At 63.4% G+C, this 25,264-nt stretch carries 21 protein-coding genes; 20 read left to right on the top strand and 1 reads right to left on the bottom strand.

The features are described from left to right. Positions 1-2,850: a valine--tRNA ligase gene (locus C7440_RS14965; protein ID WP_116519084.1), complete on the bottom strand. Its 2,850-nt coding sequence runs from the start codon at positions 2,848-2,850 to the stop codon at positions 1-3. Between the two features lie 350 nt (positions 2,851-3,200). On the opposite strand from C7440_RS14965, the gene ndk reads away from it, so the two are divergent. From ndk to C7440_RS14865, 20 genes are all read left to right on the top strand, one after another. Further along, positions 3,201-3,626: a nucleoside-diphosphate kinase gene (ndk, locus tag C7440_RS14960; protein WP_017525238.1), complete on the top strand. Its 426-nt coding sequence runs from the start codon at positions 3,201-3,203 to the stop codon at positions 3,624-3,626. Between the two features lie 37 nt (positions 3,627-3,663). Continuing rightward, positions 3,664-4,824, top strand: coding sequence for a dual-specificity RNA methyltransferase RlmN (gene rlmN, locus C7440_RS14955; RefSeq protein ID WP_116519083.1), 1,161 nt, complete (start codon positions 3,664-3,666; stop codon positions 4,822-4,824). Beyond that, positions 4,821-5,327 carry a helix-turn-helix domain-containing protein gene (locus C7440_RS14950; RefSeq protein ID WP_017525240.1) on the top strand — a complete coding sequence of 169 codons (507 nt, stop codon included), beginning with the start codon at positions 4,821-4,823 and terminating at the stop codon, positions 5,325-5,327. The genes rlmN and C7440_RS14950 overlap by 4 nt, the downstream gene beginning before the upstream one ends. Then, entirely contained in the window at positions 5,324-6,619 is a 1,296-nt protein-coding gene (gene ispG / locus C7440_RS14945; protein ID WP_116519082.1) for a flavodoxin-dependent (E)-4-hydroxy-3-methylbut-2-enyl-diphosphate synthase, read from the top strand. The genes C7440_RS14950 and ispG overlap by 4 nt, the downstream gene beginning before the upstream one ends. A 22-nt stretch (positions 6,620-6,641) precedes the next feature. Further along, complete coding sequence (gene hisS / locus C7440_RS14940) at positions 6,642-7,928, top strand: histidine--tRNA ligase (protein WP_116519081.1); 1,287 nt, start codon at positions 6,642-6,644, stop codon at positions 7,926-7,928. Positions 7,929-7,931: 3 nt separating this feature from the next. Then, positions 7,932-8,567 (top strand): YfgM family protein, encoded by a 636-nt coding sequence (locus tag C7440_RS14935; protein ID WP_116519080.1) that lies wholly within the window; start codon positions 7,932-7,934, stop codon positions 8,565-8,567. Between the two features lie 3 nt (positions 8,568-8,570). Then, entirely contained in the window at positions 8,571-9,728 is a 1,158-nt protein-coding gene (gene bamB / locus C7440_RS14930; protein ID WP_116519079.1) for an outer membrane protein assembly factor BamB, read from the top strand. Positions 9,729-9,733: 5 nt separating this feature from the next. Then, complete coding sequence (gene der, locus C7440_RS14925; protein ID WP_116519136.1) at positions 9,734-11,191, top strand: ribosome biogenesis GTPase Der; 1,458 nt, start codon at positions 9,734-9,736, stop codon at positions 11,189-11,191. Next, the gene (gene hisC, locus C7440_RS14920) at positions 11,188-12,264 is read left to right on the top strand and encodes a histidinol-phosphate transaminase (protein ID WP_116519078.1); all 1,077 of its coding nucleotides are present in this window, start codon (positions 11,188-11,190) and stop codon (positions 12,262-12,264) included. The genes der and hisC overlap by 4 nt, the downstream gene beginning before the upstream one ends. A gap of 118 nt (positions 12,265-12,382) precedes the next feature. Next, positions 12,383-12,622 (top strand): RNA chaperone Hfq, encoded by a 240-nt coding sequence (gene hfq / locus C7440_RS14915; RefSeq protein ID WP_116519077.1) that lies wholly within the window; start codon positions 12,383-12,385, stop codon positions 12,620-12,622. Between the two features lie 76 nt (positions 12,623-12,698). Further along, complete coding sequence (gene hflX, locus C7440_RS14910; RefSeq protein ID WP_116519076.1) at positions 12,699-13,805, top strand: GTPase HflX; 1,107 nt, start codon at positions 12,699-12,701, stop codon at positions 13,803-13,805. Further along, positions 13,771-15,078, top strand: a complete 1,308-nt coding sequence (gene hflK / locus C7440_RS14905) for an FtsH protease activity modulator HflK (protein ID WP_017524076.1) — start codon at positions 13,771-13,773, stop codon at positions 15,076-15,078. Before hflX ends, hflK begins: the two co-directional genes overlap by 35 nt. A gap of 12 nt (positions 15,079-15,090) precedes the next feature. After that, complete coding sequence (gene hflC / locus C7440_RS14900; RefSeq protein ID WP_017524077.1) at positions 15,091-15,978, top strand: protease modulator HflC; 888 nt, start codon at positions 15,091-15,093, stop codon at positions 15,976-15,978. 165 nt (positions 15,979-16,143) lie between these two features. After that, complete coding sequence (locus C7440_RS14895) at positions 16,144-17,307, top strand: ATP phosphoribosyltransferase regulatory subunit (RefSeq protein WP_116519135.1); 1,164 nt, start codon at positions 16,144-16,146, stop codon at positions 17,305-17,307. An 81-nt stretch (positions 17,308-17,388) separates the two neighbouring features. Beyond that, entirely contained in the window at positions 17,389-18,684 is a 1,296-nt protein-coding gene (locus C7440_RS14890; RefSeq protein WP_017524079.1) for an adenylosuccinate synthase, read from the top strand. A 67-nt stretch (positions 18,685-18,751) separates the two neighbouring features. Next, positions 18,752-19,300, top strand: coding sequence for a phosphoribosyltransferase (locus tag C7440_RS14885; protein ID WP_017524080.1), 549 nt, complete (start codon positions 18,752-18,754; stop codon positions 19,298-19,300). A 193-nt stretch (positions 19,301-19,493) separates the two neighbouring features. Beyond that, entirely contained in the window at positions 19,494-19,706 is a 213-nt protein-coding gene (rpsU, locus tag C7440_RS14880; RefSeq protein WP_017524081.1) for a 30S ribosomal protein S21, read from the top strand. Then, the gene (dnaG, locus tag C7440_RS14875; RefSeq protein ID WP_116519075.1) at positions 19,703-21,592 is read left to right on the top strand and encodes a DNA primase; all 1,890 of its coding nucleotides are present in this window, start codon (positions 19,703-19,705) and stop codon (positions 21,590-21,592) included. The genes rpsU and dnaG overlap by 4 nt, the downstream gene beginning before the upstream one ends. Positions 21,593-21,826: 234 nt before the next feature. Next, positions 21,827-24,097 carry an RNA polymerase sigma factor RpoD gene (rpoD, locus tag C7440_RS14870; protein WP_116519074.1) on the top strand — a complete coding sequence of 757 codons (2,271 nt, stop codon included), beginning with the start codon at positions 21,827-21,829 and terminating at the stop codon, positions 24,095-24,097. A 204-nt stretch (positions 24,098-24,301) separates the two neighbouring features. Next, the gene (locus tag C7440_RS14865) at positions 24,302-25,258 is read left to right on the top strand and encodes a Gfo/Idh/MocA family oxidoreductase (protein ID WP_116519073.1); all 957 of its coding nucleotides are present in this window, start codon (positions 24,302-24,304) and stop codon (positions 25,256-25,258) included. Positions 25,259-25,264 lie beyond the last annotated feature (6 nt).

Here is a 25,264-nt window from a genome sequence, read left to right as displayed (position 1 = left end):
CTAGCCCAGCCGCTGCATCTGCTCGCGCACCTTTTGCAGCGTTTCACCGAACTGCGCGACGCGGGCTTTTTCCTGTTCGACCACTTGCGCCGGCGCCCGCTGCAGAAAGCTCTCATTCGACAGCTTGGCCTGTGCCTTCGCGATTTCTTTCTCGAGACGTTCGATCTCTTTGCCCAGGCGGGCACGTTCGGCCTCGACATCGATCTCGACGTGTAGCATGAGCTGGGTCGCGCCCACCACCTGCACCGGCGCGCCCAGGTCGGGCAGCGCTGATACGATCTCGACGCTTTCCAGCTTGGCCAGCGCCGCCAGATAGGGACTGTTGGCTGTCAGCACCTGTGCGTCGCCCAGGGCGATGAGCGGCACCCGCTGGGCGGGCGAGAGATTCATTTCGCCGCGTAGCGCGCGCACCGCCTCGACCTGCGCCTTGAGCTCGGCCACTTGCGCCTCGGCTTCCGCGTCGATCAGGGCGGGGTTGGAGACCGGATAAGGCTGCACGCAGATGCTGGTTTCAACTTCGGCCTTGCGCTTGCCCGCCACGACCGACACCTTCTGCCAGAGCTCTTCGGTGATGAAGGGCATGATAGGGTGGATGAGCCGCAGCACGGTCTCGAGCACGCGGATGAGCGTGCGGCGCGTGCCCAGTTGCTGCGCAGGCGTGCCTTGCTGGATCTGGACCTTGGCCAGCTCAAGGTACCAGTCGCAGTATTCGTCCCATACGAAGTGGTACAGGGCATTGGCGACGTTGTCGAAGCGGTACTCGTGGAAACCGCGCTCGACCTCGGCTTCGAGCCGCTGCAACTGGCTGGCTATCCAGCGGTCGGCAAATGAAAGCTCATGCTGTTCGCCGCCCGAAAGGTCGTGGCCCTCGGTGTTCATCAGCACGAAACGCGTGGCGTTCCAGAGCTTGTTGCAGAAGTTGCGGTAGCCTTCGCAGCGCTTGAGGTCGAAATTGATGTTGCGGCCCAGGGTGGCATAGGCCGCCATGGTGAAGCGCAGCGCGTCGGTACCATAGGCCGGGAAGCCCTGGGGGTAGTCCTTGCGGGTGCGTTTCTCGATGCTGGCCGCTTGGCGAGGGTTCATCAGGCCGGTGGTACGCTTGGCCACGAGCTGGTCAAGCTGCACGCCGTCGATGAGGTCGACCGGATCGATGGTGTTGCCCTTGGACTTGCTCATCTTCTTGCCTTCGAGGTCGCAAATGAGGCCGTGCACATAGACGTCGCGGAAGGGCACCTGGCCGGTCATGTGCATGCTCATCATGACCATGCGCGCAACCCAGAAGAAAATAATGTCGAAACCCGTGACCAGCACGCTGGAGGGCAGGTAGCGGGACAGGTCGGGCGACTCTTGCGGCCAGCCCAGGTCGGTAAAGGGCACCAGGGCCGACGAGAACCAGGTGTCGAGAACGTCGGGGTCGCGTACCAGGGGTCCGGTGACGCCGGCGGCACGCGCCTGCTGCTCGGCTTCTTCTTCGGAACGGGCCACGAAGATGCGGCCATCTGGCGCGTACCAGGCGGGAATCTGGTGGCCCCACCACAGCTGGCGCGAGATGCACCAGTCTTGGATTTTTTCCAGCCACTGGTTGTAGGTGGTGGTCCAGTTCTCGGGGTAGAAGCGGATGCGGCCGTCGGCCACGACCTCGAGCGCGACTTCGGTGATGCTTTTGCCGGGATGCAGCGTGCCTTCGGGGGCGGGCTTGCTCATGGCGACGAACCATTGGTCGGTGAGCATGGGCTCGATGACGGTATTGGTGCGGTCGCCGCGCGGCACCATCAGCTTGTGCGGCCTGACGGCCTGCAGCAGGCCCTGCGATTCGAGGTCGGCCACGATCTGCTTGCGGGCGTCGAAGCGGTCAAGCCCCTGATAGGCGGCGGGGCTGTTCTGGTTGATGCGGGCATCGAGGCTGAGGATGCTGATCTGGGGCAGGCCGTGGCGCTGGCCCACCGCATAGTCGTTGAAGTCGTGCGCCGGGGTTACCTTGACGACGCCCGTGCCGAATTCGCGATCGACGTAGTCGTCGGCGATGATGGGGATTTCGCGGTTGCACAGGGGCAGCAGCACGTTCTTGCCGATAAGGTGGGCATAGCGCTCGTCTTCGGGGTGGACCATGACGGCCACGTCGCCCAGCATGGTTTCGGGACGGGTGGTGGCCACGACCAGATGGCTCAGCCCGCGTTCGGGCTGGGCCAGCGGATAGCGAATTTCCCACATCGAGCCGTCTTCTTCTTCGCTGACGACTTCAAGGTCGGACACGGCCGTGCCCAGCACCGGGTCCCAGTTGACCAGGCGCTTGCCGCGATAGATGAGGCCCTGTTCGTGCAGGCGTACGAAGGTCTCGACCACGCCCCGCGACAGATTGTCGTCCATGGTGAAGTATTCGCGCGCCCAGTCGGCCGACGAGCCCAGCCTGCGGAACTGCTCGGTAATGGCGCTGCCCGACTTGTGCTTCCATTGCCAGACTTTCTCGACGAATTTCTCTCGGCCCAGGTCGTGGCGCGATACCTTCTGGGCGTCGAGCTGGCGCTCGACGACGATCTGGGTGGCGATGCCCGCGTGGTCGGTGCCGGGGATGAAGACCGTGTCGTCGCCCTTCATGCGGTGGTAGCGCACCAGGCCGTCCATGACGGTCTGGTTGAACGCATGCCCCATGTGCAGGGTGCCGGTTACATTGGGCGGCGGGAACTGAATGGCATACGGAACACTCTGATGGCCAGGAGCCGGTTCGACATGCTGGCCGCCCTTGAAATACCCCCGCGCTTCCCAGTGGGAATACCAGCGCGATTCAATTTCCTGGGGTTCGAAGCTTTTTGATAACTGGGCGGAGGCGTTCGTTGCGGAATCAGAGGTCATGGCAGAAAAAACAAGAAATGGGGCCGGCCGGGCACGTTGCGGGCAGACTGTCGCCGGGCGGCCTGGCGTTGCCGGTCGTGTCTTGAACAGACGTTCGCGGGGCGCGGGCGAAGAAGGATAAATCGTACGTCTGCGCGGGCCGGGTAATCCGCCATTTTATGATGGAGTGGCCGTTCATGGGCATGTTAAAATGTGCGGTTAGCGAAAACTTCGCAGAAGTCGTTGTTTTGTCTTGGAAAAATCCGTTTTTCACAACCTTGCGGTTTCTGACTTGCCGGCCGGCATGAATGCAGGTGTATTCACCCGTGGGCCCGGTGGGCGGGAATCTTTGTCTATTCCTTGGATATTTTATGGCTATTGAACGCACCCTTTCCATCATCAAGCCCGATGCCGTCGCCAAAAACGTCGTCGGACAAATCGTCGCACGTTTCGAGCAGGCCGGCCTGAAAGTCGTTGCCGCACGCCTGCAGCAATTGTCGCGCGGCGAAGCCGAGCGTTTCTATGCCGTGCACAAAGAGCGTCCCTTCTTCAAGGACCTGGTCGACTTCATGGTCTCGGGCCCCGTCTTCGTCCAGGTGCTCGAAGGCGACAACGCCATCCAGAAGAACCGCGACCTGATGGGCGCCACCGACCCCAAGAAGGCCGAGCCGGGCACCATCCGCGCCGACTTCGCCGACAGCATCGACGCCAATGCCGTCCACGGCTCCGATGCCGCCGAGACCGCCGCGGTCGAAATCGCTTTCTTCTTCCCCGAAAGCAACGTTTACAGCCGTTAATTTCACCGCCCGCGAAAAGCGGGCCACTGTCTTGCTCATGTCGTCTGCCGAACCTGTAAATCTTCTTGGCCTGGGTGGCCCCGAACTGCGCGATCTCGTGGCGCAGTGGGGCGGCAAGCCGTTTCGCGCCAAGCAGCTGCAGCGCTGGATGCACCAGCGCGGCGAGGATTCCTTCGACCACATGACCGACCTGGCCCGCGATTTTCGCCGCCAGCTGGGCGAGCGCTGCACCATAGTCGCGCCGAGCGTGGCCACTGAGCAGCGCTCCTCCGACGGCACCCGCAAGTGGCTGTTCGACGTCGGGCGCAACAATGCCGTCGAAACCGTCTTCATTCCCGAAGATGACCGCGGCACCCTGTGCATTTCCAGCCAGGCGGGCTGCACGGTGGCCTGCCCATTCTGCTCCACCGGCTACCAGGGCTTCAACCGCAACCTCACCATGGCCGAGATCATCGGCCAGCTGTGGCATGCCAAAAGGGTGCTCGAGGCCGATCTGGCCAGCGCGCGCATCCCGGGGGGCGACGGCTCCAGCGCCGCCGAACCCGTCCGTGTCATCAGCAATGTGGTCATGATGGGCATGGGCGAGCCCTTACTCAATTATGACCAGGTGCTTGGGGCCTTGCGTCTCATGCTCGACGACAATGCCTACGGCCTGTCGCGGCGGCGGGTCACGGTGTCCACCTCGGGCGTGGTGCCCATGATCGACCGGCTGGCGCACGATTGCCCCGTGGCGCTTGCCGTATCGCTGCACGCGCCCAACGACGCGCTGCGCGACAAGCTCGTGCCGCTCAACCGCAAGCACCCGCTGTCCGAATTGCTGGACGCCTGCAATCGCTATCTCGAGCATGCGCCCCGCGATTTCATCACCTTCGAATACATCATGCTCGACGGCGTCAACGATGCCGACGAGCATGCGGCGGAATTGATCGCTATTGCAAAACGCGTGCGATGCAAGTTTAATTTGATTCCGTTCAATCCCTTTCCGCAGTCGGGCCTGAAGCGTTCGCCTGCGGCTCGTGTGCGATTGTTCGCACAGCGTCTCATGGATGGTGGCGTCGTCACGACGGTACGCAAGACCCGCGGCGACGATATCGCCGCCGCTTGCGGGCAGTTGGCCGGCGACGTCAAGGACCGCACTCGCATCAACGAGCGGTTGCCCAATCGTGCGACCATAGCCATCAAAGAGGAACGCGAATGAACAAACCGCTGCTCAGAGCTGTCAGCTCCACACCGCAACCCGTTGTCGAGCCCGACGAAGCCCAGGGCCTGGGCGCATCGCTTCGCGCCATGCGCAAGGCCAGGGGCTGCAGTCTTTCCGACGCTTCGGCACGCCTGAAATACACCGTGCGCCAGCTCGATGCGCTCGAGAACGAGCAATGGCAGCAACTGCCAAAGGGCGTGCTGCTTCGGGGTCTGGTCAAGAACTATGGCCGCTTCCTCGAAACAGACGTCGAGGCCCTGCTCGTCATGCTCGACAACCAGGTAGGCACCCGTTCGGCCGCGTCGGTCTCGGTGCCCGTTCCGGCCGCTTCGCTCAGCGGCGCCGACCTGCCCCTGCACCCCGAAGGCGGTTCGCGCTCGTGGGGCTGGCTGCTGGTCATCGTGGTGCTGCTGGCCGTCGCCGGCATCTATGCCGTCGACCGTGGCTGGGTTCCCGATTCCTGGCTGGTCTTTGATTGGCTCAAAGCCCTCAAGCAATGACAGATTCTTCCCTCACCGGCCTTTGTGCGACCGCGCCTGTATCGGTGGGTCCGGCGGCGCGGCGCCCCACCCGGGGCGTGACCGTGCGCTGGGGCGACAAGGCCGTGCGCGTCGGCGGCGGGGCGCCGGTGGTCGTGCAGTCCATGACCAACACCGACACGGCCGATGCGGTGGCCACGGCCATCCAGGTCAAAGAACTGGCCTTGGCCGGCTCCGAACTTGTGCGCATCACGGTCAATACGCCCGAGGCCGCCCGCGAGGTGCCCGCGATCCGCGAGCAGCTCGACCGCATGGGTGTCTCGGTACCGCTGGTCGGAGACTTCCATTACAACGGCCACAAGCTGCTCAGCCAGTTTCCAGAGTGTGCCCAGGCCCTGTCCAAATACCGCATCAATCCCGGCAATATGGGTGGCGGCAAGAAACGCGACGACAATTTCGCCCAGATGATCGAAATTGCCGCCCGCTATCAAAAGCCGGTGCGCATAGGCGTGAATTGGGGCAGCCTCGACCATGAGCTGATGGCGCGCATGATGGATGAAAACAGCCGGCGCACCCAGCCCTGGACAGCCCAGGCGGTCATGCGCGACGCCCTGGTCGTGTCGGCCATCAGCAATGCCCGCCGGGCCGAGCAACTTGGCCTGCCCGGCGACGCCATCGTACTTTCGTGCAAGGTCAGCCATGTGCAAGACCTCATCGCCGTCTATCGCGACCTGGCTTCGCGCTGCGACTACCCCGCGCACCTGGGCCTTACCGAGGCCGGCATGGGCAGCAAGGGCATAGTCGCGTCCACCGCGGCGCTGGCCGTGCTGCTGCAAGAGGGCATAGGCGACACCATACGCATTTCGCTCACCCCCGAGCCCGGCGGCGACCGCACGCGCGAAGTGGTCGTGGCCCAGGAAATCCTGCAGACCATGGGCCTGCGCGCCTTCACGCCCATGGTCGTGGCGTGCCCCGGCTGCGGCCGCACCAGCAGCACGGTGTTCCAGGAACTTGCCGACAGCATACAGTCGTATCTGCGGCGCCAGATGCCCGTCTGGAAAACGCGTTATCCCGGCGTCGAGACCATGAACGTGGCCGTAATGGGCTGTGTGGTGAACGGGCCCGGAGAAAGCCGCCATGCCGACATCGGCATCAGCCTGCCCGGCACGGGCGAAGTGCCTTCAGCCCCGGTGTATATCGATGGCGAGCGTACGGTAACGCTCAAGGGCGATCACATCGCCAGCGAGTTCCAGGCCATCGTCGAGAACTACGTCGAGCGGCGCTACGGGGCGCCGGGCTCGCAACGACCTTAACCGAATTCTATAAAAAGCAGCTATGTCGCAGTCGTTCAAGAAGGTCCATGCCATCACCGGCATGAAGGACATCCTACCCGATGGCAGCGCCCACTGGGAGCATCTCGAAGAAACCGTCCGCCAGTGGCTGGCCGCCTATGGCTATCGCAATATGCGCACCCCCGTGCTCGAGCATACCCGGCTCTTCACGCGCGGAATCGGCGAAGTCACCGACATCGTCGAGAAAGAAATGTATTCGTTTACCGATGCGCTCAATGGCGAGCACCTGACCATGCGCCCCGAGTTCACCGCCGGCATGGTGCGCGCGACCATAGAGCACAATCTGCTCTATGATCGGCCGCAGCGGGTATATGCGCTGGGCCCGGTCTTTCGCCACGAGAAGCCGCAGCGCGGCCGCTACAGGCAGTTTCACCAGATCGACGTCGAGGCCCTGGGCATGGCCGGCCCCGACATCGATGCCGAGATGATCGTCATGCTGGCCCGGCTCTGGAAAATGCTGGGCCTTGCCGACATCCGCCTCGAGCTCAATTCCCTGGGCCAGGCCGACGAGCGCAGGGCGCATCGAGAAGCCCTGGTGCGCCATCTCGAACAGCACATCGAGGTGCTCGACGATGAAGCACGCCGGCGCATGCATACCAACCCGCTCAGGGTGCTCGACACCAAGAACCCCGCCATGCAAGAGATGGCCAACAGCGCACCGCGCCTGTTCGATTTTCTGGGTGAGGCCTCGCGCGCGCATTTCCAAGGGGTATGCAAGCGTCTCGACGACGCGGGCATTGCCTATACCCTGAACCCCCGTCTGGTGCGCGGGCTCGACTACTACAACCTCACGGTCTTCGAATGGGTAACCGACCGGCTGGGTGCGCAGGGCACGGTCTGCGGCGGCGGGCGCTACGACGGCCTGGTCGAACTGCTGGGCGGCAAGCCCGCCCCGGCCGTGGGTTTTGCCATAGGCGTGGAACGGCTGCTCGACCTTTGCGACCAGTCCGGAGCCTTCCAGGCCGCGCCCGAATGCCAGGTATATCTGGTGCATCAGTCCGAAGAAACCCAGCGCGAGGCGGCCACCCTGGCCGAAAAGCTGCGTGACGCCGGTTTTAAGGTTATCGTTCACCCCGGCTCCGCCAGCTTCAAGTCGCAATTCAAGCGCGCCGATGCAAGCGGGGCGCAGGTGGCCGTCATCCTGGGCGAAGACGAATTGCGCAACCGGCAGGCCAGCATCAAGTGGTTGCGTCAGGCAGACGATACACAAGCTCAGCAAGAGACCCTTCCCCTGGAAAGTCTCGTCGACGAATTGAAACAAAAGGTCTAAGGCATGGCATACGATTTAGAAGAACAGGAGAAACTCGACGCGCTGCGGGCATGGTGGGACCGCTACGGCACCTTGATCGCGGTGGTGGTGATCGGCGCGGTGCTGATCTTTGCCGGCTGGCGCGCCTGGCAGTGGTACCAGGGCCATCAGGCTGCCCAGGCTATGGGCTATTTCGAGGCGCTCGAGAACGCCGCCACGCGGCAAACCGAAGACTCCACGCCGCGCATCAAGGCGGCCAGCGCCACTTTGCGGCAAGACTTTCCCGATTCGGGCTATACCTCGCGCGGCATACTCATTGCGGCGGCCGCCCTCAAGGGGCAGGGCGATCTCGACGGCGCGCGCGAGCAGCTCGAATGGCTGGTCGCCCAGGGCAAGGACCCCGCGCTGGTTCCGCTGGCCAGGCTTCGGCTGGCGGGCATCCTGCTGGAACAGAAGCAGTACGATGAAGCCCTGGCGCAGCTCGACCCGGCCCCTTCGGCCTTCGAGGGCCTGTTTGCGGACCGCCGGGGCGACATTCTGGCGGCCCAGGGCAAAAAGGACGAGGCGATCGAGGCTTGGCAGAAGGCCATCGCGCAACTGGGCGCCGACCCGCTCGTGCAGGTCATTCAACTCAAAATCGATGCAACCGGTGGAGCCTAAGCCATGCAAACTACTCCCATCCGTCGTCTTCTGGCTGCAACAGCGCTCGTGTTCGGGGCATCCGTCCTGGCGGGCTGCTCGATGTTCTCGCCGAGCAATCCGCGTTACGAGCCGGTGCCTCTTACCGAATACCCCGCGGGCGTGTCGGCCAGCGTCGCCTGGAACGTCTCCATCGGACGTAATGGCGGCAGCGGCTTCGTGCCGCAGGTCGTAGGCGACTCGGTCTACGCGGCCGCGCCCAACGGCTCCATCGTCAAGGTGGCGCTGGGCACGGGGGCCATCCAGTGGCGGGCTGACGCCGGCACAGAGCTTTCGGCGGGCGTTGGCTCCGACGGCCGTGTCACGGCCGTCGCGGCGCGCGACGGCACCGTCATCGCCTTCGACGAGCAGGGCGGCGAAAAATGGCGTACCCGCGCTTCCAGCCAGGTCGACATTCCTCCCGCCGTGGGGGCCGGCATCGTGGCCGTGCGCAGCAGCGACTACCGCATCCAGGCCTTTGACGCCGACACGGGCGAGGCGCTGTGGAACGTACAGCGTCCCGGGCCGGCGCTGGCGCTCAAGACCAACATGCAGATGCTCATCCTCGAGAACATGGTTCTGTCGGGCCTGCCCAACGGGCGCCTGATCGCCATCGACGCCGCCAGCGGCGCGGTGCAGTGGGAAGGCACTGTCACGGTATCGCGCGGCGCCACCGACCTCGAGCGCATCAGCGACATCGTGGGCGCGCCGCAGGTGCAAGGGCCCTTGCTGTGCGGGGTGGCTTACCAGGGCCACATCGTCTGCTTCGACATCACCCAGGGCGGACGCCCCATCTGGGAACAGCCGTTCTCCAGCACCGCGGGCATAACCACCGATCCGCATCATGTCTATGCGGTCAATCAGCGCGATGTCGTGTTTGCCTATGGCCTGACCAACGGGCAAGAGGCCTGGAAGCAAGAAGGCTTGCGCAATCGCCGCCTGGCCGGCCCCGCCGTGGTGCCCCAGGCGCTTGCCGTCGGCGACTACGAGGGCTATGTGCATTTCCTGTCGCGCAGCGACGGCAGCCTGCTGGGCCGCGTCCAGGTCGGCGGCGGCGCAATCGTCTCGCCCTTGGTGGGCAGCGAGCGCGGCGTGCTGGTCCAGACGGGCAATGGCAATCTCATTCTGGTTGGTGTCAATTGAAACACGTGTCGTTCAAGCCGGTCGTCGCTCTGGTGGGACGGGCCAACGTGGGCAAGTCCACGTTGTTCAATCGCCTGACCCGCTCGCGGGCGGCATTGGTAGCTGATTTCTCGGGCCTTACCCGCGACCGGCACTACGGCGAAGGACGCATGGGCGATCGGCCTTTCCTGGTGGTGGACACCGGCGGGTTCGAGCCCGTGGCCAAAGACGGCATTCTGCGCGAGATGGCTCGCCAGACGCAGCAAGCCATAGCCGAAGCCGATGTGGTCATCTTCCTGGTGGATGCCAGGGCCGGCGTCAATGCGCACGACCACGAGATTGCGCGCCTGCTGCGCCGTTCTGGCCAGAAAGTGGTGCTGGCGGTCAACAAGGCCGAAGGCATGCGCCATGGCGGCGCGGTGGCCGAATTCCACGAACTGGGCCTGGGCGAACCCTGGCCCATCTCCGCCTCGCATGGCGACGGGGTGGCCGATGTGCTTGAAAAGGCGCTGTCTTATCTGGCCGACCCGGAAGACGAAGTGCCCGTGCCGGCCCTCGACGCCGATGCCTGGCCCGAGGCAGGCGATGAAGGCGCAGGGCCGCATGACATCGAGGCCTTGGCCCACGAGGGCGCCGAACCGGCGTCCGACGTTGCGCCCGGCCAGCCCATCGACCACCGCATCAAGCTGGCCATCGTGGGGCGCCCCAACGTGGGCAAGTCGACGCTCATCAATACGCTCCTGGGCGAAGAACGCGTCATCGCCTTCGACATGCCGGGCACCACGCGCGATGCGATCGAGATCGAGTTCAAGCGGGGCAACAAGTCGTACACCCTGATCGACACCGCCGGCCTGCGCAAGCGGGGCAAGGTATTCGAAGCGATAGAAAAATTCTCCGTCATCAAGACCTTGCAGGCGATCGAGGCGAGCAACGTCGTGGTGCTGATGCTGGACGCCAGCGCCGAGATATCCGACCAAGATGCGCACATCGCCGGGTTCATCCTTGAAACCGGGCGCGCGCTGGTCGTGGCCATCAACAAATGGGACGGCCTGGACGACGAGCAGCGCGACCGCATCCGCCGCGAGTTCGACCGCAAGCTGCGTTTCCTTTCCTTTGCCAAGATGCACACGGTGTCGGCCCTGAAGGGGCAGGGCGTGAATGCGCTGTTGCGCTCGGTCAATGCGGCCCATGCGGCGGCGTTCGCCAAGCTCTCCACGCCGCGCCTTACGCGTGAGCTGCTGGCCGCCGTCGAGCAGCAGCCGCCACCGCGCAAGGGCATCTTCCGCCCCAAGATGCGTTATGCTCACCAAGGGGGGCAGAATCCGCCGCGCATCATTGTGCACGGCAATGCACTCGACGCCGTGCCCGATTCATATCGCCGCTATCTCGAAGCCCGGTTCCGCACCGCCTTCGGCCTTGACGGCACGCCATTGCGCATAGAGTTCAAGTCTTCGCAGAACCCATACATACAGGAGTCCAAGTGAGCCGCTTCTGGAGCGACCACGTCGCCGGTCTGGTTCCCTACACGCCGGGAGAGCAGCCCAGGGTTGCCGACCTGCTCAAGCTCAACACCAACGAGAATCCCTACGGCCCCTCGCCCCAGGCCCTGAAGGCCATGAAAGAAGCCGTCGACGGGCGCCTGCGCCTGTATCCCGACCCCGAGGCGGCAGCCTTGCGCGAGGCCATTGCCGCCTACCACGGCCTGGCCAGCGCCCAGGTGTTCGTGGGCAATGGCTCGGACGAAGTGCTGGCCCATGTCTTTCATGGGCTGTTCCTGCGTGGCGGCAGGCCATTGCTGATGCCCGACATCACCTACAGCTTCTATCCGACCTATTGCCGCCTGTACGGCATTCCCTGTGAAACCGTGGCGCTGCGCGACGATTTCGCGCTCGACCCCCAAGACTACGTCGGCGGGCAGGGCGCGGCAGGCATCATCTTTGCCAATCCCAATGCACCCACTGGCATGGCGCTGGGCCTGGACGCCGTTGCCGGCATCTGCCGGGCCAATCCCGACACCGTGGTGGTGGTGGACGAAGCCTATGTCGATTTCGGCGCCGAATCGGCCGTGGCCCTGCTGCCCCGGCACGGCAATCTGCTGGTGGTCCACACCTTGTCCAAGTCGCGTTCGCTGGCAGGACTGCGCGTGGGCTATGCCATGGGCTCGGCCGATCTCATCGAAGGGCTGCGCCGCATAAAGGACAGCTTCAATTCCTACCCGCTCGATATGCTGGCTCAGGCGGGCGCGTTGGCCGCCATTCAGGACAAAGCCTATTTCGACAAGACGCGGCAGGCCATCATGCGCTCGCGCGACCAGCTGGCTGTCGACCTTGCGCAGATGGGCTTCGACGTGTTGCCGAGCATGGCCAACTTCGTGTTTGCCCGCCATCGCTCGAGCGATGCCGTCAAGCTGGCGGCGGCGCTGCGCGAACGGCACATACTGGTGCGCCATTTTGCCCTGCCGCGCATCGACCAGTACCTGCGCATAACCATCGGCACCGATGCCGACTGCGCCCGCCTGTGCGCGGCGCTGGCTGAAATATTACGCAAGGCGCAGTAAAAAAGACGCGCAAAAATATACACTAAGTCAACAGTCTCTCGTGGCGCATTGCGGGAAAACCCTGTAAAGTATCTTTTTGAGCGTCATCTCATATAACAACACAATTGGAGCTAAGCCAATGAGCAATAAAGGGCAAACACTACAAGATCCATTTCTGAACGCTTTACGTAAGGATCACGTGCCCGTTTCCATCTACCTCGTCAACGGAATCAAACTGCAGGGCCAGGTCGAATCGTTCGATCAATATGTGGTCCTGCTGCGCAACACTGTCACGCAAATGGTTTACAAGCACGCCATCTCCACCGTCGTTCCGGCCCGCCCGGTTACGTTCCAGGTGGACGATCAATCCGCAGCGTAGTCCGCTTGGCTTCAGTCAGCATGAAAACCCGCCGGAGCGCAGTGCGCCGGCGGGTATTTCGTTTTATAGGATGCCAATGAAGGCATTGATAGTCAGCGTCGATCTGGGCGATCCGGATTACCAGGCGCATGCCGACGAGTTCGTCATGCTTGCCGAGGGTGCGGGGGCGCAGGTCGTCGGAACCGTGGTCGCCCGCCGCGCACGGCCGGACGCCGCGTATTTTATCGGCAAGGGCAAGCTTGAAGAGGCCCAGTTGCTGGCCGAGGATGGCCAGGCCGAGGTCGTTCTGTTCGACCAGGCGTTAAGCCCTGCCCAGCAGCGCAACCTTGAAAGGTCGATAAACCTGCGGGTGGTCGACCGGGTAGCGCTCATTCTCGACATATTCGCCCTGCGGGCCAAAAGCCACGAAGGCAAGCTGCAGGTCGAGCTGGCCCAACTGCAGCATCTGTCGACCCGGCTTACACGCCTGTGGACCCACCTTGAACGCCAGCAGGGCGGCATCGGCATGCGGGGCCCGGGTGAATCGCAGCTGGAAATGGACCGGCGCATGATCGGCGCCAAGGTCAAGCTGCTGAAAGAGCGGCTTGAGCGGGCCCAGCGCCAGCGGGCCACCCAACGGCGCGCCCGCGCCCGGGGCAATACCTTGTCGGTTTCACTGGTGGGCTACACCAACGCCGGCAAGTCCACCCTGTTCAATGCCCTGACGCGGGCGGACGTCTATGCGGCCGACCAGCTGTTCGCCACCCTGGACACCACTACGCGCAAGCTCTGGATCGAAGGCGCGGGCCAGGTGGTGGTTTCGGATACCGTGGGTTTCATACGCGACTTGCCGCCGACCTTGATCGCGGCCTTCAGGGCCACGCTCGAAGAGACGGTGCACGCCGACCTGCTGCTGCACGTGGTCGATGCGTCGAGCCACCAGCGCGAAGAGCAGATACTCGAGGTCCGCAAGGTGCTGGAAGACATCGGGGCGGGGGCTATTCCCACCATTCTTGTCTATAACAAAATCGATGAAGCGGGCTACGAGCCCCGGGTCGAGCGCGATGAACATGGTACCATTGCGCGAGTATTTGTAAGCGCCCTGAGGCGTGCCGGCTTGGACGGTTTGCGTGGGGCAATTGTCGAGGCAGGTCAGACTACGAGACACAATGCGTTCAATATCGAAAATTTTCAACCTGAATGACCCGGGTTGGGGACGTGGCGGCAACAACAGCAACGACCCCGAGCCGCCTCGCCGCCCCAATCAAGGCGGCGGCCCTCCAGATCTGGATGAAGTCTGGCGTGATTTCAACAACAGGCTGGGGTCGCTTTTTGGCCGCAAGCCGCGCCGCGGCGGCAATGGCAATGGCGGCAGTGGCGGCCCGGGGGCTTCGCTGCCCAAGGGTTCGCCCAAAACCGTCGTGGTCATTCTGATCATCATCGTCGCGCTGTGGCTGGCCAGCGGCTTTACCATCGTCCAAGAAGGGCAGGTTGCCGTGGTGACGCGATTCGGCGCCTACACCAAGACCCTGACGCCCGGCTTGCAGTGGCGTCTGCCGTATCCCATCGAAGATTCCCAAACCGTCAATATTTCGCAGTTGCGTACGTTCGAAGTGGGCTTCCGGGGCAATGCGCGCAACAAGGTGCTGTCCGAATCGCTGATGCTGACCACCGACGAAAACATCGTCGATGTCCAGTTCGTGGTTCAGTACCGCCTCAATCCCGAAGGCGCACCCGATTATCTCTTCAGAACCAGCCAGCCCGACGAATCGGTGCGCCAGGCGGCCGAAACCGCCATGCGCGAGGTGGTCGGACAGCAGCCCATGGATTCCGTCCTGTATTCGGGCCGTACCGAAATTGCCGCGCGGGTGCAGCGCTTTGCTCAAGATATTCTCGATCGCTACCAGACAGGCATACAGATCAGTACGGTCGCCATCCAGAACGTGCAGCCTCCCGAGCAGGTGCAGGCGGCGTTCGACGATGCCGTCAAGGCCGGCCAGGACCGCGAGCGCCTCATCAACGAGGGCAATGCCTACGCCAGCCGGGTGCTGCCTGAAGCACAGGGCCAGGTGGCGCGCATGCTCCAAGAGGCCGAAGGCCACCGGGCGCGTGTCATTGGCGACGCACAGGGTAATACGGCCCGCTTCACCAGCATCGAGGCCGAATACGCCAAGGCACCCGACATTACCCGCGAGCGCATGTACCTGACCACCATGCAGGAAATCCTCGAACAAACCTCCAAGGTTCTGGTCGATACCGACAGCAACAACAATATGCTGTATCTGCCGCTGGACAAAATCGCGGGCCAGGCGGCGCGCAAGCCGGCACCCGAGTCCGGTTCCGATTCGGCCAGTCCATCCGCGGCCGCCGCTGCGGGCGGGGCAGCGTCCCAGGGCGATTCGCCTTCGTCCAGGACGCGAGGCACTCCGTATGGCAACGGTGCCGCGGGCGCGCTCGCCAATCCTTATTCGCGCTAACCGGGGGCCCTCATGCAACGCTTTTTTCCCTACCTGATCGGCCTCGTCATCCTGCTGGCCGTCTTGTCTTCCATGGTCTTCGTCGTGCGCGAACGCGACGCGGCGCTCGTGTTCGCCCTGGGCGAGGTGCGCGAAACCATTACCGAACCCGGGCTCCACTTCAAGCTGCCGCCGCCCTTCCAGAACGTGGTGCGGCTCGACAGGCGCCTGCAGACCATCGAGTCGAAAGACCCCGAGCGCATCCAGACCGCTGAAAAGAAGAACCTGCTGATCGACTCCTTCGTGAAATGGCGCATCATCGATCCGCGCCAGTTCTACGTTACCTTCGGCGCCAACACGCGCGCCGCCGAAGAGCGGCTCAGCGCCCAGATCCGCGATGCGCTCAACGCCTCGGTCAACGTGCGCACCGTCAAAGAAGTCGTTTCCAGCCAGCGGGGCGACATCATGAAAGAAATGCTCACCACAGTCGACTCGCGTGCCCGTCCTTTGGGTGTAGAGGTGGTCGACGTGCGCCTGCGCCGCATTGATTTCGCGCCCGAGATCTCTGAATCCGTCTATCGGCGCATGGAGGCCGAGCGCAAAGAAGAAGCCAACCGCCTGCGTGCCACCGGCGCGGCCGACAGCGAGCGCATCCGCGCCCAGGCCGATCGCCAGCGCGAAGAACTGCTTGCCGATGCTTTCGCCCAGGCCCAGAGTGTGCGGGGCGAGGGCGATGCCCGAGCCGCCTCCATCTATGCCGAGGCCTACGGCAAGAATCCCGAGTTCTACAGCTTTTTCAAAAGCCTAGAAGCCTACCGCTCGGCGTTCTCCAGCAAAGACGATCTGCTTGTGATCAGTCCCGAGACAGATTTCTTCCGTTACTGGGGCGGCGCGCAGGGCGCCGAACCGGCCAATCCCTAGGCGGCGCGGCTGGCGCCGTTCCCTCGCGTTATTTGGGAATGGCGCCACAACAGGGTACAATACGCCGTAAGTTGAAATACATCCGCAAGCGACTTGGCGGGCTTACGCCCCAAGTCGCTTTTTGTTTGTCCTTGACCTGTACCTGGTATTGAACGGAAACGCATGATGTCCACCTGGTTGTTGCCCGAAAGCCTGGCCGATGTTCTGCCGGCCGAAGCGCGCCGCATCGAAGAATTGCGCCGAGAGCTTCTGGACCTGTATCGCGCCTATGGATTCGAGCTCGTTGCACCGCCACTGGTCGAGTACCTGGATTCCCTGCTGTCCGACAAGGGCAGCGACCTGGCCCTTCGCACCTGCAAGCTGGTCGACCAGTTGTCGGGGCGTACGCTGGGCCTGCGCGCCGACATCACCCCGCAAATCGCCCGCATCGACGCGCACCTGCTCAATCGCGAGGGCGTTACACGCCTGTGCTATTGCGGCTCGGTACTGCATGCGCGTCCGGCGGGGCTGTTGTCCGACCGCGAGCTGTTGCAGATCGGGGCCGAGCTTTTCGGGCATGCGGGGGTCGAGGCCGACATCGAAATCATCCAGCTGGCCCTTGAAAGCGTGCAGCGGGCTGGTGTGGTGGGTGCCCGGCTCGACCTCAACCACCTGGGCATTGTGCGCGCCCTCATCGACTCAGACCTTGCGTTGGCTGATGTGGCCGATGAGGTCATCGAGTTACTAAGCACCAAAGATGTCCCGGGCATGCGGCAACTGGGCGGGCGCTTGCCCGACCTGCGGCCCGAAACCCTCCAGGCGCTCACTGTCCTGCCGTCGCTGTATGGCGGCGTCGAGGTCCTGGCCGAGGCATCCAGGGTGCTGCCGGCTCTGCCGCGCATCCAGCAGGCCATGGCCGATCTCCAGACCCTCATCCAGGCCATGCCCGAGTACGAGTTCAGCATCGACCTGGCCGATGCGGGCAGTGGCTACGGCTACCATTCCGGCGTCATGTTCTCCATCTATGCCCAGGGCTGGCACGATGCGCTCGTCAAGGGCGGACGCTACGACGGCATCGGAAGATCCTTCGGTCGCGAGCGGCCGGCAACCGGCTTCAGCCTCGATTTGCGCAAGCTGTCGTCGGGCCTGCCTCCAGCCCGGCTGGCCAAGGCCATCCGGGCCCCGTGGGGCACCGACCCGGCCCTTACCGAAGCCCTCCGCGGCCTGCGCGGCTCGGGCGAGATCGTCGTGCAGTCGCTGCCCGGCGAAACCCACGACCTGGACGAGTTCACGGTGGACCGCGAACTGGTCTTCGTTGACGGAGCATGGCGGGTCAGGGCTATAAACTAACCCTTTCTGTCGCGGCACAGGCAGGTCCGCGGCTCAACCTTTTATTTGCGGGCCCCCCGGGGCCGGATTCTTTGATAAGTTATGAGCAAGAACATCGTGGTGATAGGCACCCAATGGGGTGACGAAGGCAAGGGCAAGATCGTCGACTGGCTGGCCGAGTCGGCTCAGGGCGTTGTGCGCTTCCAGGGGGGCCACAATGCGGGCCACACTTTATGGATCAATGGGCAAAAGACCATTTTGCGCCTGATCCCCTCGGGCATCATGCATGCAGGTCTTACCTGCTACATCGGCAACGGGGTGGTCCTGTCGCCCGAGGCCCTGCTGAAGGAAATCGGCGAACTCGAGCAGGCCGGCCTTGACGTGCGTTCGCGCCTGCAGATATCGCCGGCATGCCCCTTGATCCTGCCGTATCACGTGGCGCTTGACCAGGCTCGCGAGCTGCGCAAGGGCGAAGGCAAGATCGGCACCACCGGCCGCGGCATCGGGCCCGCCTACGAAGACAAGGTGGCACGGCGTGCCTTGCGCGTACAAGATCTGTACGACCCGGCCATTTTCGATGAAAAGCTCAACGAAGCGCTCGACTATCACAATTTCGTGCTTACCCAGTACCTGGGCGCCGAGGCCGTTTCGGCCAGCCAGGTGCGCGACCAGGCCATGGAGCTGGCTGCTCAGATCCAGCCCATGGTGGCCGATGTGTCCAACAACCTGCATCTTGCCCAGAAGGCCGGCCACAACCTGCTGTTCGAAGGCGCGCAGGGTTCTTTGCTCGACATCGACCACGGCACTTATCCCTTCGTTACCAGCAGCAATTGCGTCGCCGGCGCGGCGGCGGCCGGCGCGGGCGTGGGGCCGCAAAGCCTGAACTATGTGCTGGGCATCGCCAAGGCCTACACCACGCGCGTCGGTTCGGGGCCTTTCCCCACCGAGCTTCTCGACGACACCGGTGTTCGCCTGGCCACCGTGGGCAAAGAATTCGGCTCGGTCACCGGGCGTCCGCGCCGTTGCGGATGGTTCGACGGCGCGGCCATGAAGCGCGCGGTCATGATCAACGGCATTTCGGGCCTGTGCGTCACCAAGCTCGACGTGCTCGATGGCGTTGAAACCATCAAGATCGGCGTGGGCTATCGCTACAAGGGCGAGTTCCTCGACGTGCTGCCCAATGGCGCCCATGCCACCGCCCAGGCAGAACCCGTGCTCGAAGAAATGCCTGGCTGGCAGGAATCCACCATCGGCATCACCGAATACGACGCCTTGCCCGTCAATGCGCGCCGCTACCTGCAGCGCATTGCCGAAGTCTGCGACGTGCCCATCGACATGGTGTCCACCGGCCCCGACCGCCTCGAAACCATTGTGTTGCGCCATCCCTTCGTAAGCTGACGTTTTGCAAGCAGGACGGGCGGGGGTATGATTACGCTCCTTGCTCAAGCAAAAAAGGGAGAACACCATGAGCCTGCCGCCCAGCACCGATCGCGATCTTTGGATCAGTTGGGACCAGTACCATGCGCTGATCGAGCGTCTTGCCCTGATCATCCATGAGTCGGCCTGGAAATTCGACAAGATCATCTGCCTGGCGCGCGGCGGCGTGCGCGTGGGCGACGTGCTTTCCCGCATCTACGACGTTCCGCTGGGCATATTGGCCACCAGCAGCTATCGCGAGGCCGCGGGCACCCAACAGGGAACGCTCGACATTGCCCAGTTCATCACCATTACCCGCGGCACGCTCGACGGCCGGGTGTTGCTGGTGGACGACATGGTGGATACAGGCATGACCTTCAACCGGGTGGGCGAGCATCTGCGCACGCAGTTCCCTGATATCACCGAAATGAAGAGCGCCGTGCTGTGGTGGAAGGGGCATGCCAAGGCCTCGCCCGATTATTACGTCGAGAAGCTGCCCACCAATCCCTGGATCCACCAGCCGTTCGAAGACTACGACAGCCTTCGGCCCCACCAGCTCGAGGCCTGGATCCGTAAGGGCAAGCGTAACGGCGAATAAGCCGGCCGTCCGGGCAAGAAGGCGCCTTGTCCTTTGCGCGGGTGCATGCGCATTTCGGCCACGAAAGGGCGACCAGGCTATGGTGGGGCTGCCGAGCGCAAAAAAGCGGCCAAATTCGTGAAATTTCGGGTTTCGTGGTAGAATCTAATGCTTTACGAATTTTGCTTACCCCTTTTACGAGGCTTACCCGTACATGCCTACTGTTCGTCTTAAAGAAAACGAGCCTTTTGAAGCCGCCTTGCGTCGTTTTAAGCGCACCATTGAAAAAATCGGCCTTCTGACCGAACTGCGCTCGCGCGAGTTCTATGAAAAGCCCACGGCCGAGCGCAAGCGCAAGCACGCCGCCGCGGTCAAGCGTCACTACAAGCGCATCCGCAGCCAACAATTGCCCCCGCGCCTGTATTGATACCTGAACCATTTGTTCAAGAGCTTCTCGCCCGGGTTGATGTAGTCGACGTCGTCGGGCGCTATGTGCAGTTGCGCAAGGGCGGGGCCAACTTGCTTGGCCTGTGTCCGTTTCACAACGAAAAAAGTCCCTCCTTTACTGTCAGCCCCACCAAGCAGTTTTATCACTGCTTCGGCTGCGGAGCGCACGGCAGTGCCATTTCGTTTCTCATGGAACACACCGGGGCCAGCTTCCCCGAGGCCGTGCGCAGCCTGGCTGCTTCCGTCGGCATGGTGGTTCCCGAAGAAAACCGCAGTCCGGCCCAACGGGCCGCGTCGCAGCGCCGCAAAGAAGAGGTCTCGAGGCACCAGCAGATACTCGATACCGCCCACGCTCATTATCAGCGTGGCCTGAAGGCCTCTCCGGCTGCCATCTCCTACCTCAAGCAGAGGGGCCTGAGCGGCTCGATCGCCGCGCGTTTCGGCCTTGGCTGGACCGGCGGAGACCGTCGCGGACTGGCGGCGGTTTTCCCCCATTACGAAGATCCGCTCCTGGTCGAATCCGGCCTGGTCATCGAGGCCGAGGACGGTCGCCGCTACGACCGCTTTCGCGAGCGCATCATGTTTCCCATTCGCAATACGCGCGGGAACATCATCGGCTTTGGCGGCCGCCTGATCGCCAAGGGCGAGCCCAAGTACCTGAATTCCCCCGAAACCGCCGTGTTTTCCAAGGGCCGCGAGCTATACGGCCTATGGGAGGCCAGGGCGGCCGTTCGTACAGAAGGCTGTGTGCTGGTGGTCGAGGGCTATATGGACGTGGTCGGCCTGGCCCAGCAGGGCATCGAGCACGCCGTCGCCACACTGGGCACGGCCACCACTCCCGAACACGTGCAGAAGCTCTTGCGCCTGAGCAACAAGGTCGTGTTCAGCTTCGATGGCGACAAGGCGGGGCGGCGCGCCGCGTGGCGGGCCCTGCAGGTATGCCTGCCTTTGTTGCGGGACGACGCTTCGATACGCTTTCTTTTCCTGCCGCAAGAGCACGACCCCGATTCCTACGTCCGCGAGTTTGGTGCCGAAGCCTTTCGCGCCTCGCTGGCTGAGGCCGACCCCTTGTCGCGCTTCATGCTCGATGAGCTGGCTTCGCACCACGCCATGGACGAGGCCGAGGGGCGGGCGGCCTGCGTGCACGAGGCCAAGCCCCTGCTGGCCCTGATGCCAGCGGGCACCTTGCGCATGCAGATCGAGCGCGAGTTTGCCCGGCTGGTCAAGCTTACCCCCGAAGAGCTGGCCGGAATGCTCGAGGCCGCGCCCGAGACGCCGCCGCATGCCGCTGCGCACGACGCGCGCCAGGGCGAACCCGATTACGCCGAACCCCCCGGTTTTATGGATATGCCGTCCGAAGGCTTCGTGCCGGCCGAACCCTGGGAAAATCCGCCGGGCGAACCCGCCCGCGGCGCCCAGCGGACGCAGCAGCGTTCGCGCGCCGTGACGCCCATGGCCAAGCGCCTGCTTCGCCTGCTGCTGGCGCATCCCGAGCTGGTCGACCGCCTGGGCGACCAGCAGCTTGAAATCCTCGAGCAGGGCCCCCATCTGATACTGGTAAGAGACCTGATCGCATTGGCCCACACCAGCGGCGCCCGCCATGTGGGGGCGTTGCTGCAGGCGGCGGACCCCGCCCAGGAACTGACCCAGGTCCTGAATAGTCTAAGTACAGAGTTGCTTGAGCAGGAAGACCTGCCCGATCCGTGGGCCGAGTGGAATGACGCGCTGCATCGCATCGAGCTCGAGACGATCAAGGCCGAACAATCCGAATTGATTGCGGGCGGCCTGCGAGACGACGCTTCGCGCCTGCGGTACCAGGAATTGACGCGCAGGCTGGCTCTTTTGAATAGTGCCGCTACGCGTTGACTGTTGTAAAATAAAGAGTTTCGCATCGCCATCAGGCGCATTGCGCAAAATTTGCGGTTTTAAGCGGTTGCCCCATTTTGGCCTTGCATATGAAAGACAAGGATACTTCTACATTCGGGCACCGGGCGAAAAATCGTTTTTTGCGCCGCCCCGACGCCGTTGCGAAAGTAGTTTTGCCCTGCAATGGCGGCGCGAGGTCCTTCGCGTGCGCGCATTGCACTTACGGAAGCCACTATGACCCAAGCCACTGGTAATACCCCGTTGTCAGCTGAGCAAGAAGCTGCAAAAAAAGCCCGATCGGCTGCTGCGACCAAAAGTGCCGCCAAGACCGCTGTAAAGGTCGCGGCCCTGGCGGATGCCAATGTGGCGGCCAAGAAGGCACCTGCCAAAAAGGCCGCAGTAAAGAAGGCGGCAGTCAAGAAAGCTGCCGTAAAGAAAACCGCCGTCAAGACGGCCGAAGGGGCCGAGGCCAAGAAAGCAGCCAAGCCCGGCCGTCCCGCATCCACCGGACGCCGTCCCGGCCGTCCGGCCAAGTCGGCCAACAATGATGCGGCCAACTTCACCGACGACGACGTCGATGTCGAAGCCGAAGTCATCCCCGATTTCAAGCCCATGCCCAAGCGCGGCGGCAAGCGCGGCAAGGGCGACAAAGACACGCCCGCCCGCAGCCAGATGACCCCTGAAGAACAAGAGGCGCGCCGCAACCGCCTCAAGGTTCTCATCAAGCTCGGCAAAGAGCGCGGCTATCTCACCTATGGCGAGATCAACGACCACCTGCCGGACGACCTGGTCGACGCCGAGGCCATCGACGGCATCATCAGCACCTTCAGCGACATGGGCATCTCGGTCTACGACCAAGCGCCCGATGCCGAATCGCTGCTGCTGAACGACAATGCGCCTGTCGCATCCAACGACGATGACGTCGAGGACGAAGCCGAGGCGGCCCTGACCACGGTCGATTCCGACTTTGGCCGCACCACCGATCCCGTCCGCATGTACATGCGCGAAATGGGAACGGTCGAACTGCTGACCCGCGAAGGCGAAATCGAAATCGCCAAGCGCATCGAAGACGGCCTCAAGCACATGGTCATGGCCATCGCCGCATGTCCCACCACCGTCAACGAAATCCTCGCCCACATACAGCGTGTGCGCGACGGCCACGCCCAGATCGACGAAGTCGTCGACGGCCTGGTCGACGAAGAGGGCGAAGAATACGCCGGGGCGGGCGTTTCGGTCGACAACGACGAGAACGAAGACGGCCCGGCAGGCGGCATGAGCAGCAAGCAGCTCGAGCATCTGCGCACGAAGTCGCTCAAGAAGTTCGAGAATGTCTCGGTCTGGTTCGAGAAAATGCGCAAGGCCTTCGAAACCAAGGGCTACGAAGCGCCCGAGTACGGACAGGCCCAGCAGGCCATTCTTGACGAACTCATGGGCATCCGCTTTACGGCCAAGATGGTCGAGCGCCTGGCCGACACCCTGCGCGACCAGGTGGCCCAGGTGCGCCAGCTCGAACGCGAGGTGCTGCACATCTGCGTCGATCGCGCCGGCATGCCGCGCGCCTACTTCATCAAGGTGTTCCCCGGCAACGAGACCAATCTCGACTGGGTTCTCCAGGAAGTCGCGGCGGGCCATCCGTATTCCGAGACGCTCGAGCGCCATGTTCCGGCCGTGCAAGAGCTGCAGCAAAAGCTCATCGACCTGCAGTCCAGCGTCGTGCTGCCGCTTAAAGACCTCAAGGACGTCAACAAGCGCATGGCCACCGGCGAGGCCAAGGCGCGCAAGGCCAAGCGCGAAATGACCGAGGCCAACCTGCGCCTGGTCATCTCCATCGCCAAGAAGTACACCAATCGCGGGCTGCAGTTCCTCGACCTCATCCAAGAGGGCAACATCGGCCTCATGAAGGCCGTCGACAAGTTCGAGTATCGCCGCGGCTACAAGTTCTCCACCTACGCCACCTGGTGGATCCGCCAGGCCATCACGCGGTCGATCGCCGACCAGGCGCGCACCATCCGCATTCCGGTGCACATGATCGAAACCATCAACAAGATGAACCGCATCAATCGCCAGATCCTCCAGGAAACCGGCGCCGAGCCCGATCCGGCCACGCTGGCTCAAAAGATGGACATGCCCGAAGACAAGGTGCGCAAGATCCTCAAGATCGCCAAAGAGCCCATCTCCATGGAGACTCCCATCGGCGACGACGACGATTCCCACCTGGGCGATTTCATCGAAGACACCGGCACGCTGTCGCCGTCCGAGTGGGCCCTGCATGGCTCGATGCGCGACGTGGTCAAAGAGGTGCTCGATTCGCTCACGCCTCGCGAGGCCAAGGTGTTGCGCATGCGTTTCGGCATCGAAATGAGCACCGACCAGACTCTCGAAGAGGTCGGCAAGCAGTTCGACGTTACGCGCGAACGCATACGCCAGATCGAGGCCAAGGCGTTGCGCAAGCTGCGTCACCCCAGCCGGGCCGACAAGCTCAAGAGCTTCCTCGAGGGGCAGTAAGCGGAGCGGGCGGTCGCCGCCCGCTTCATGGCGCAAAACGGGCCCCCTGGGCCCGTTTTGCCGTGCAGGCCCAACAGTCCCTTGGGTCATTGCAGCCGCGGCCGAAGCCCGTAGTGCGCGTCGTTCCAGTTTGGGCGAGGGGTCGCCTTTTCATGCCTTGAGCCGGTATCATGCCAGGCAGTGATACGGCACAAAGGCTTTTCAATGACTCGAGTCCTTAATATTGCAGTGGCGGGGGCCGGCGCATTCGGCATCAAGCATCTCGAAGGGCTGGCCCATGTTCCCGGCGCCAGGGTAATGGCAGTGGTCGACCCCGAGCTCGACAAGGCACGCGCCGCGGCTGCCCGTTTCGGCGTGCCCCATGCCTGCCCGGACCTTGCGGAGGCGCTTGCGCTGCCGGGGCTCGACGCAGCGATATTGTGCACGCCCACACCCATGCATGCGCGCCAGGCCATTGCCTGCCTGAAGGCCGGCAAGCATGTCCAGGTCGAAATCCCCCTGGCCGACCGGCTGGACGACGCCCGCGCAGTGGCCGGCGAGGCCCAGAGCCGGGGGCTGGTGGCCATGTGCGGCCATACGCGCCGATTCAATCCCAGCCATCAGTACGTGCGACGGGGCATCGAAGAAGGGCGCTTCCGCTTGCAGCACCTGGTCGCCCAGACTTTCTTTCTTCGCCGCAGCAACCTGAACGCCCTGGGCGAGCCGCGCAGCTGGACCGACCACCTGCTGTGGCATCACGCCGCGCATACGGTCGACCTTTTCCTGTACCAGGACGGCGGCGAGGTGGTGCAGGCCCATGCGGTTCAAGGGCCCATGCATCCCGAGCTGGGCATTGCCATGGACATGTCCATACAGCTCAAGAGCAGCACGGGCGCCTTGTGCACACTGGCCCTCAGCTTCAACAACGACGGCCCCCTGGGAACGACGTTTCGCTATATTGGCGACAGCGCCACCTACGTGGCCTCGTACGACGATCTGTACACGGGAAGCGGCGACAAAATAGACGTCAGCCGGGTCGACGTTTCCATCAACGGCATAGAGCTTCAAGATCGCGAATTCGTGGCAGCCGTAGGCGAACGGCGCGAGCCCAATGCCAGCGCCGCCCGCGTGCTGCCTTGCTACGAGGTGCTGGAGCGCCTGGCGCGGCAGATGGGGGGTTGAATCGGC

This window comes from Pusillimonas noertemannii (genome assembly GCF_003096595.1).
In the GTDB taxonomy this organism is placed as follows: domain Bacteria; phylum Pseudomonadota; class Gammaproteobacteria; order Burkholderiales; family Burkholderiaceae_B; genus Pusillimonas; species Pusillimonas noertemannii.
The sequence above is the reverse complement of the archived record's forward strand: the minus strand, read 5'-3'. Positions and strand labels throughout refer to the sequence as shown.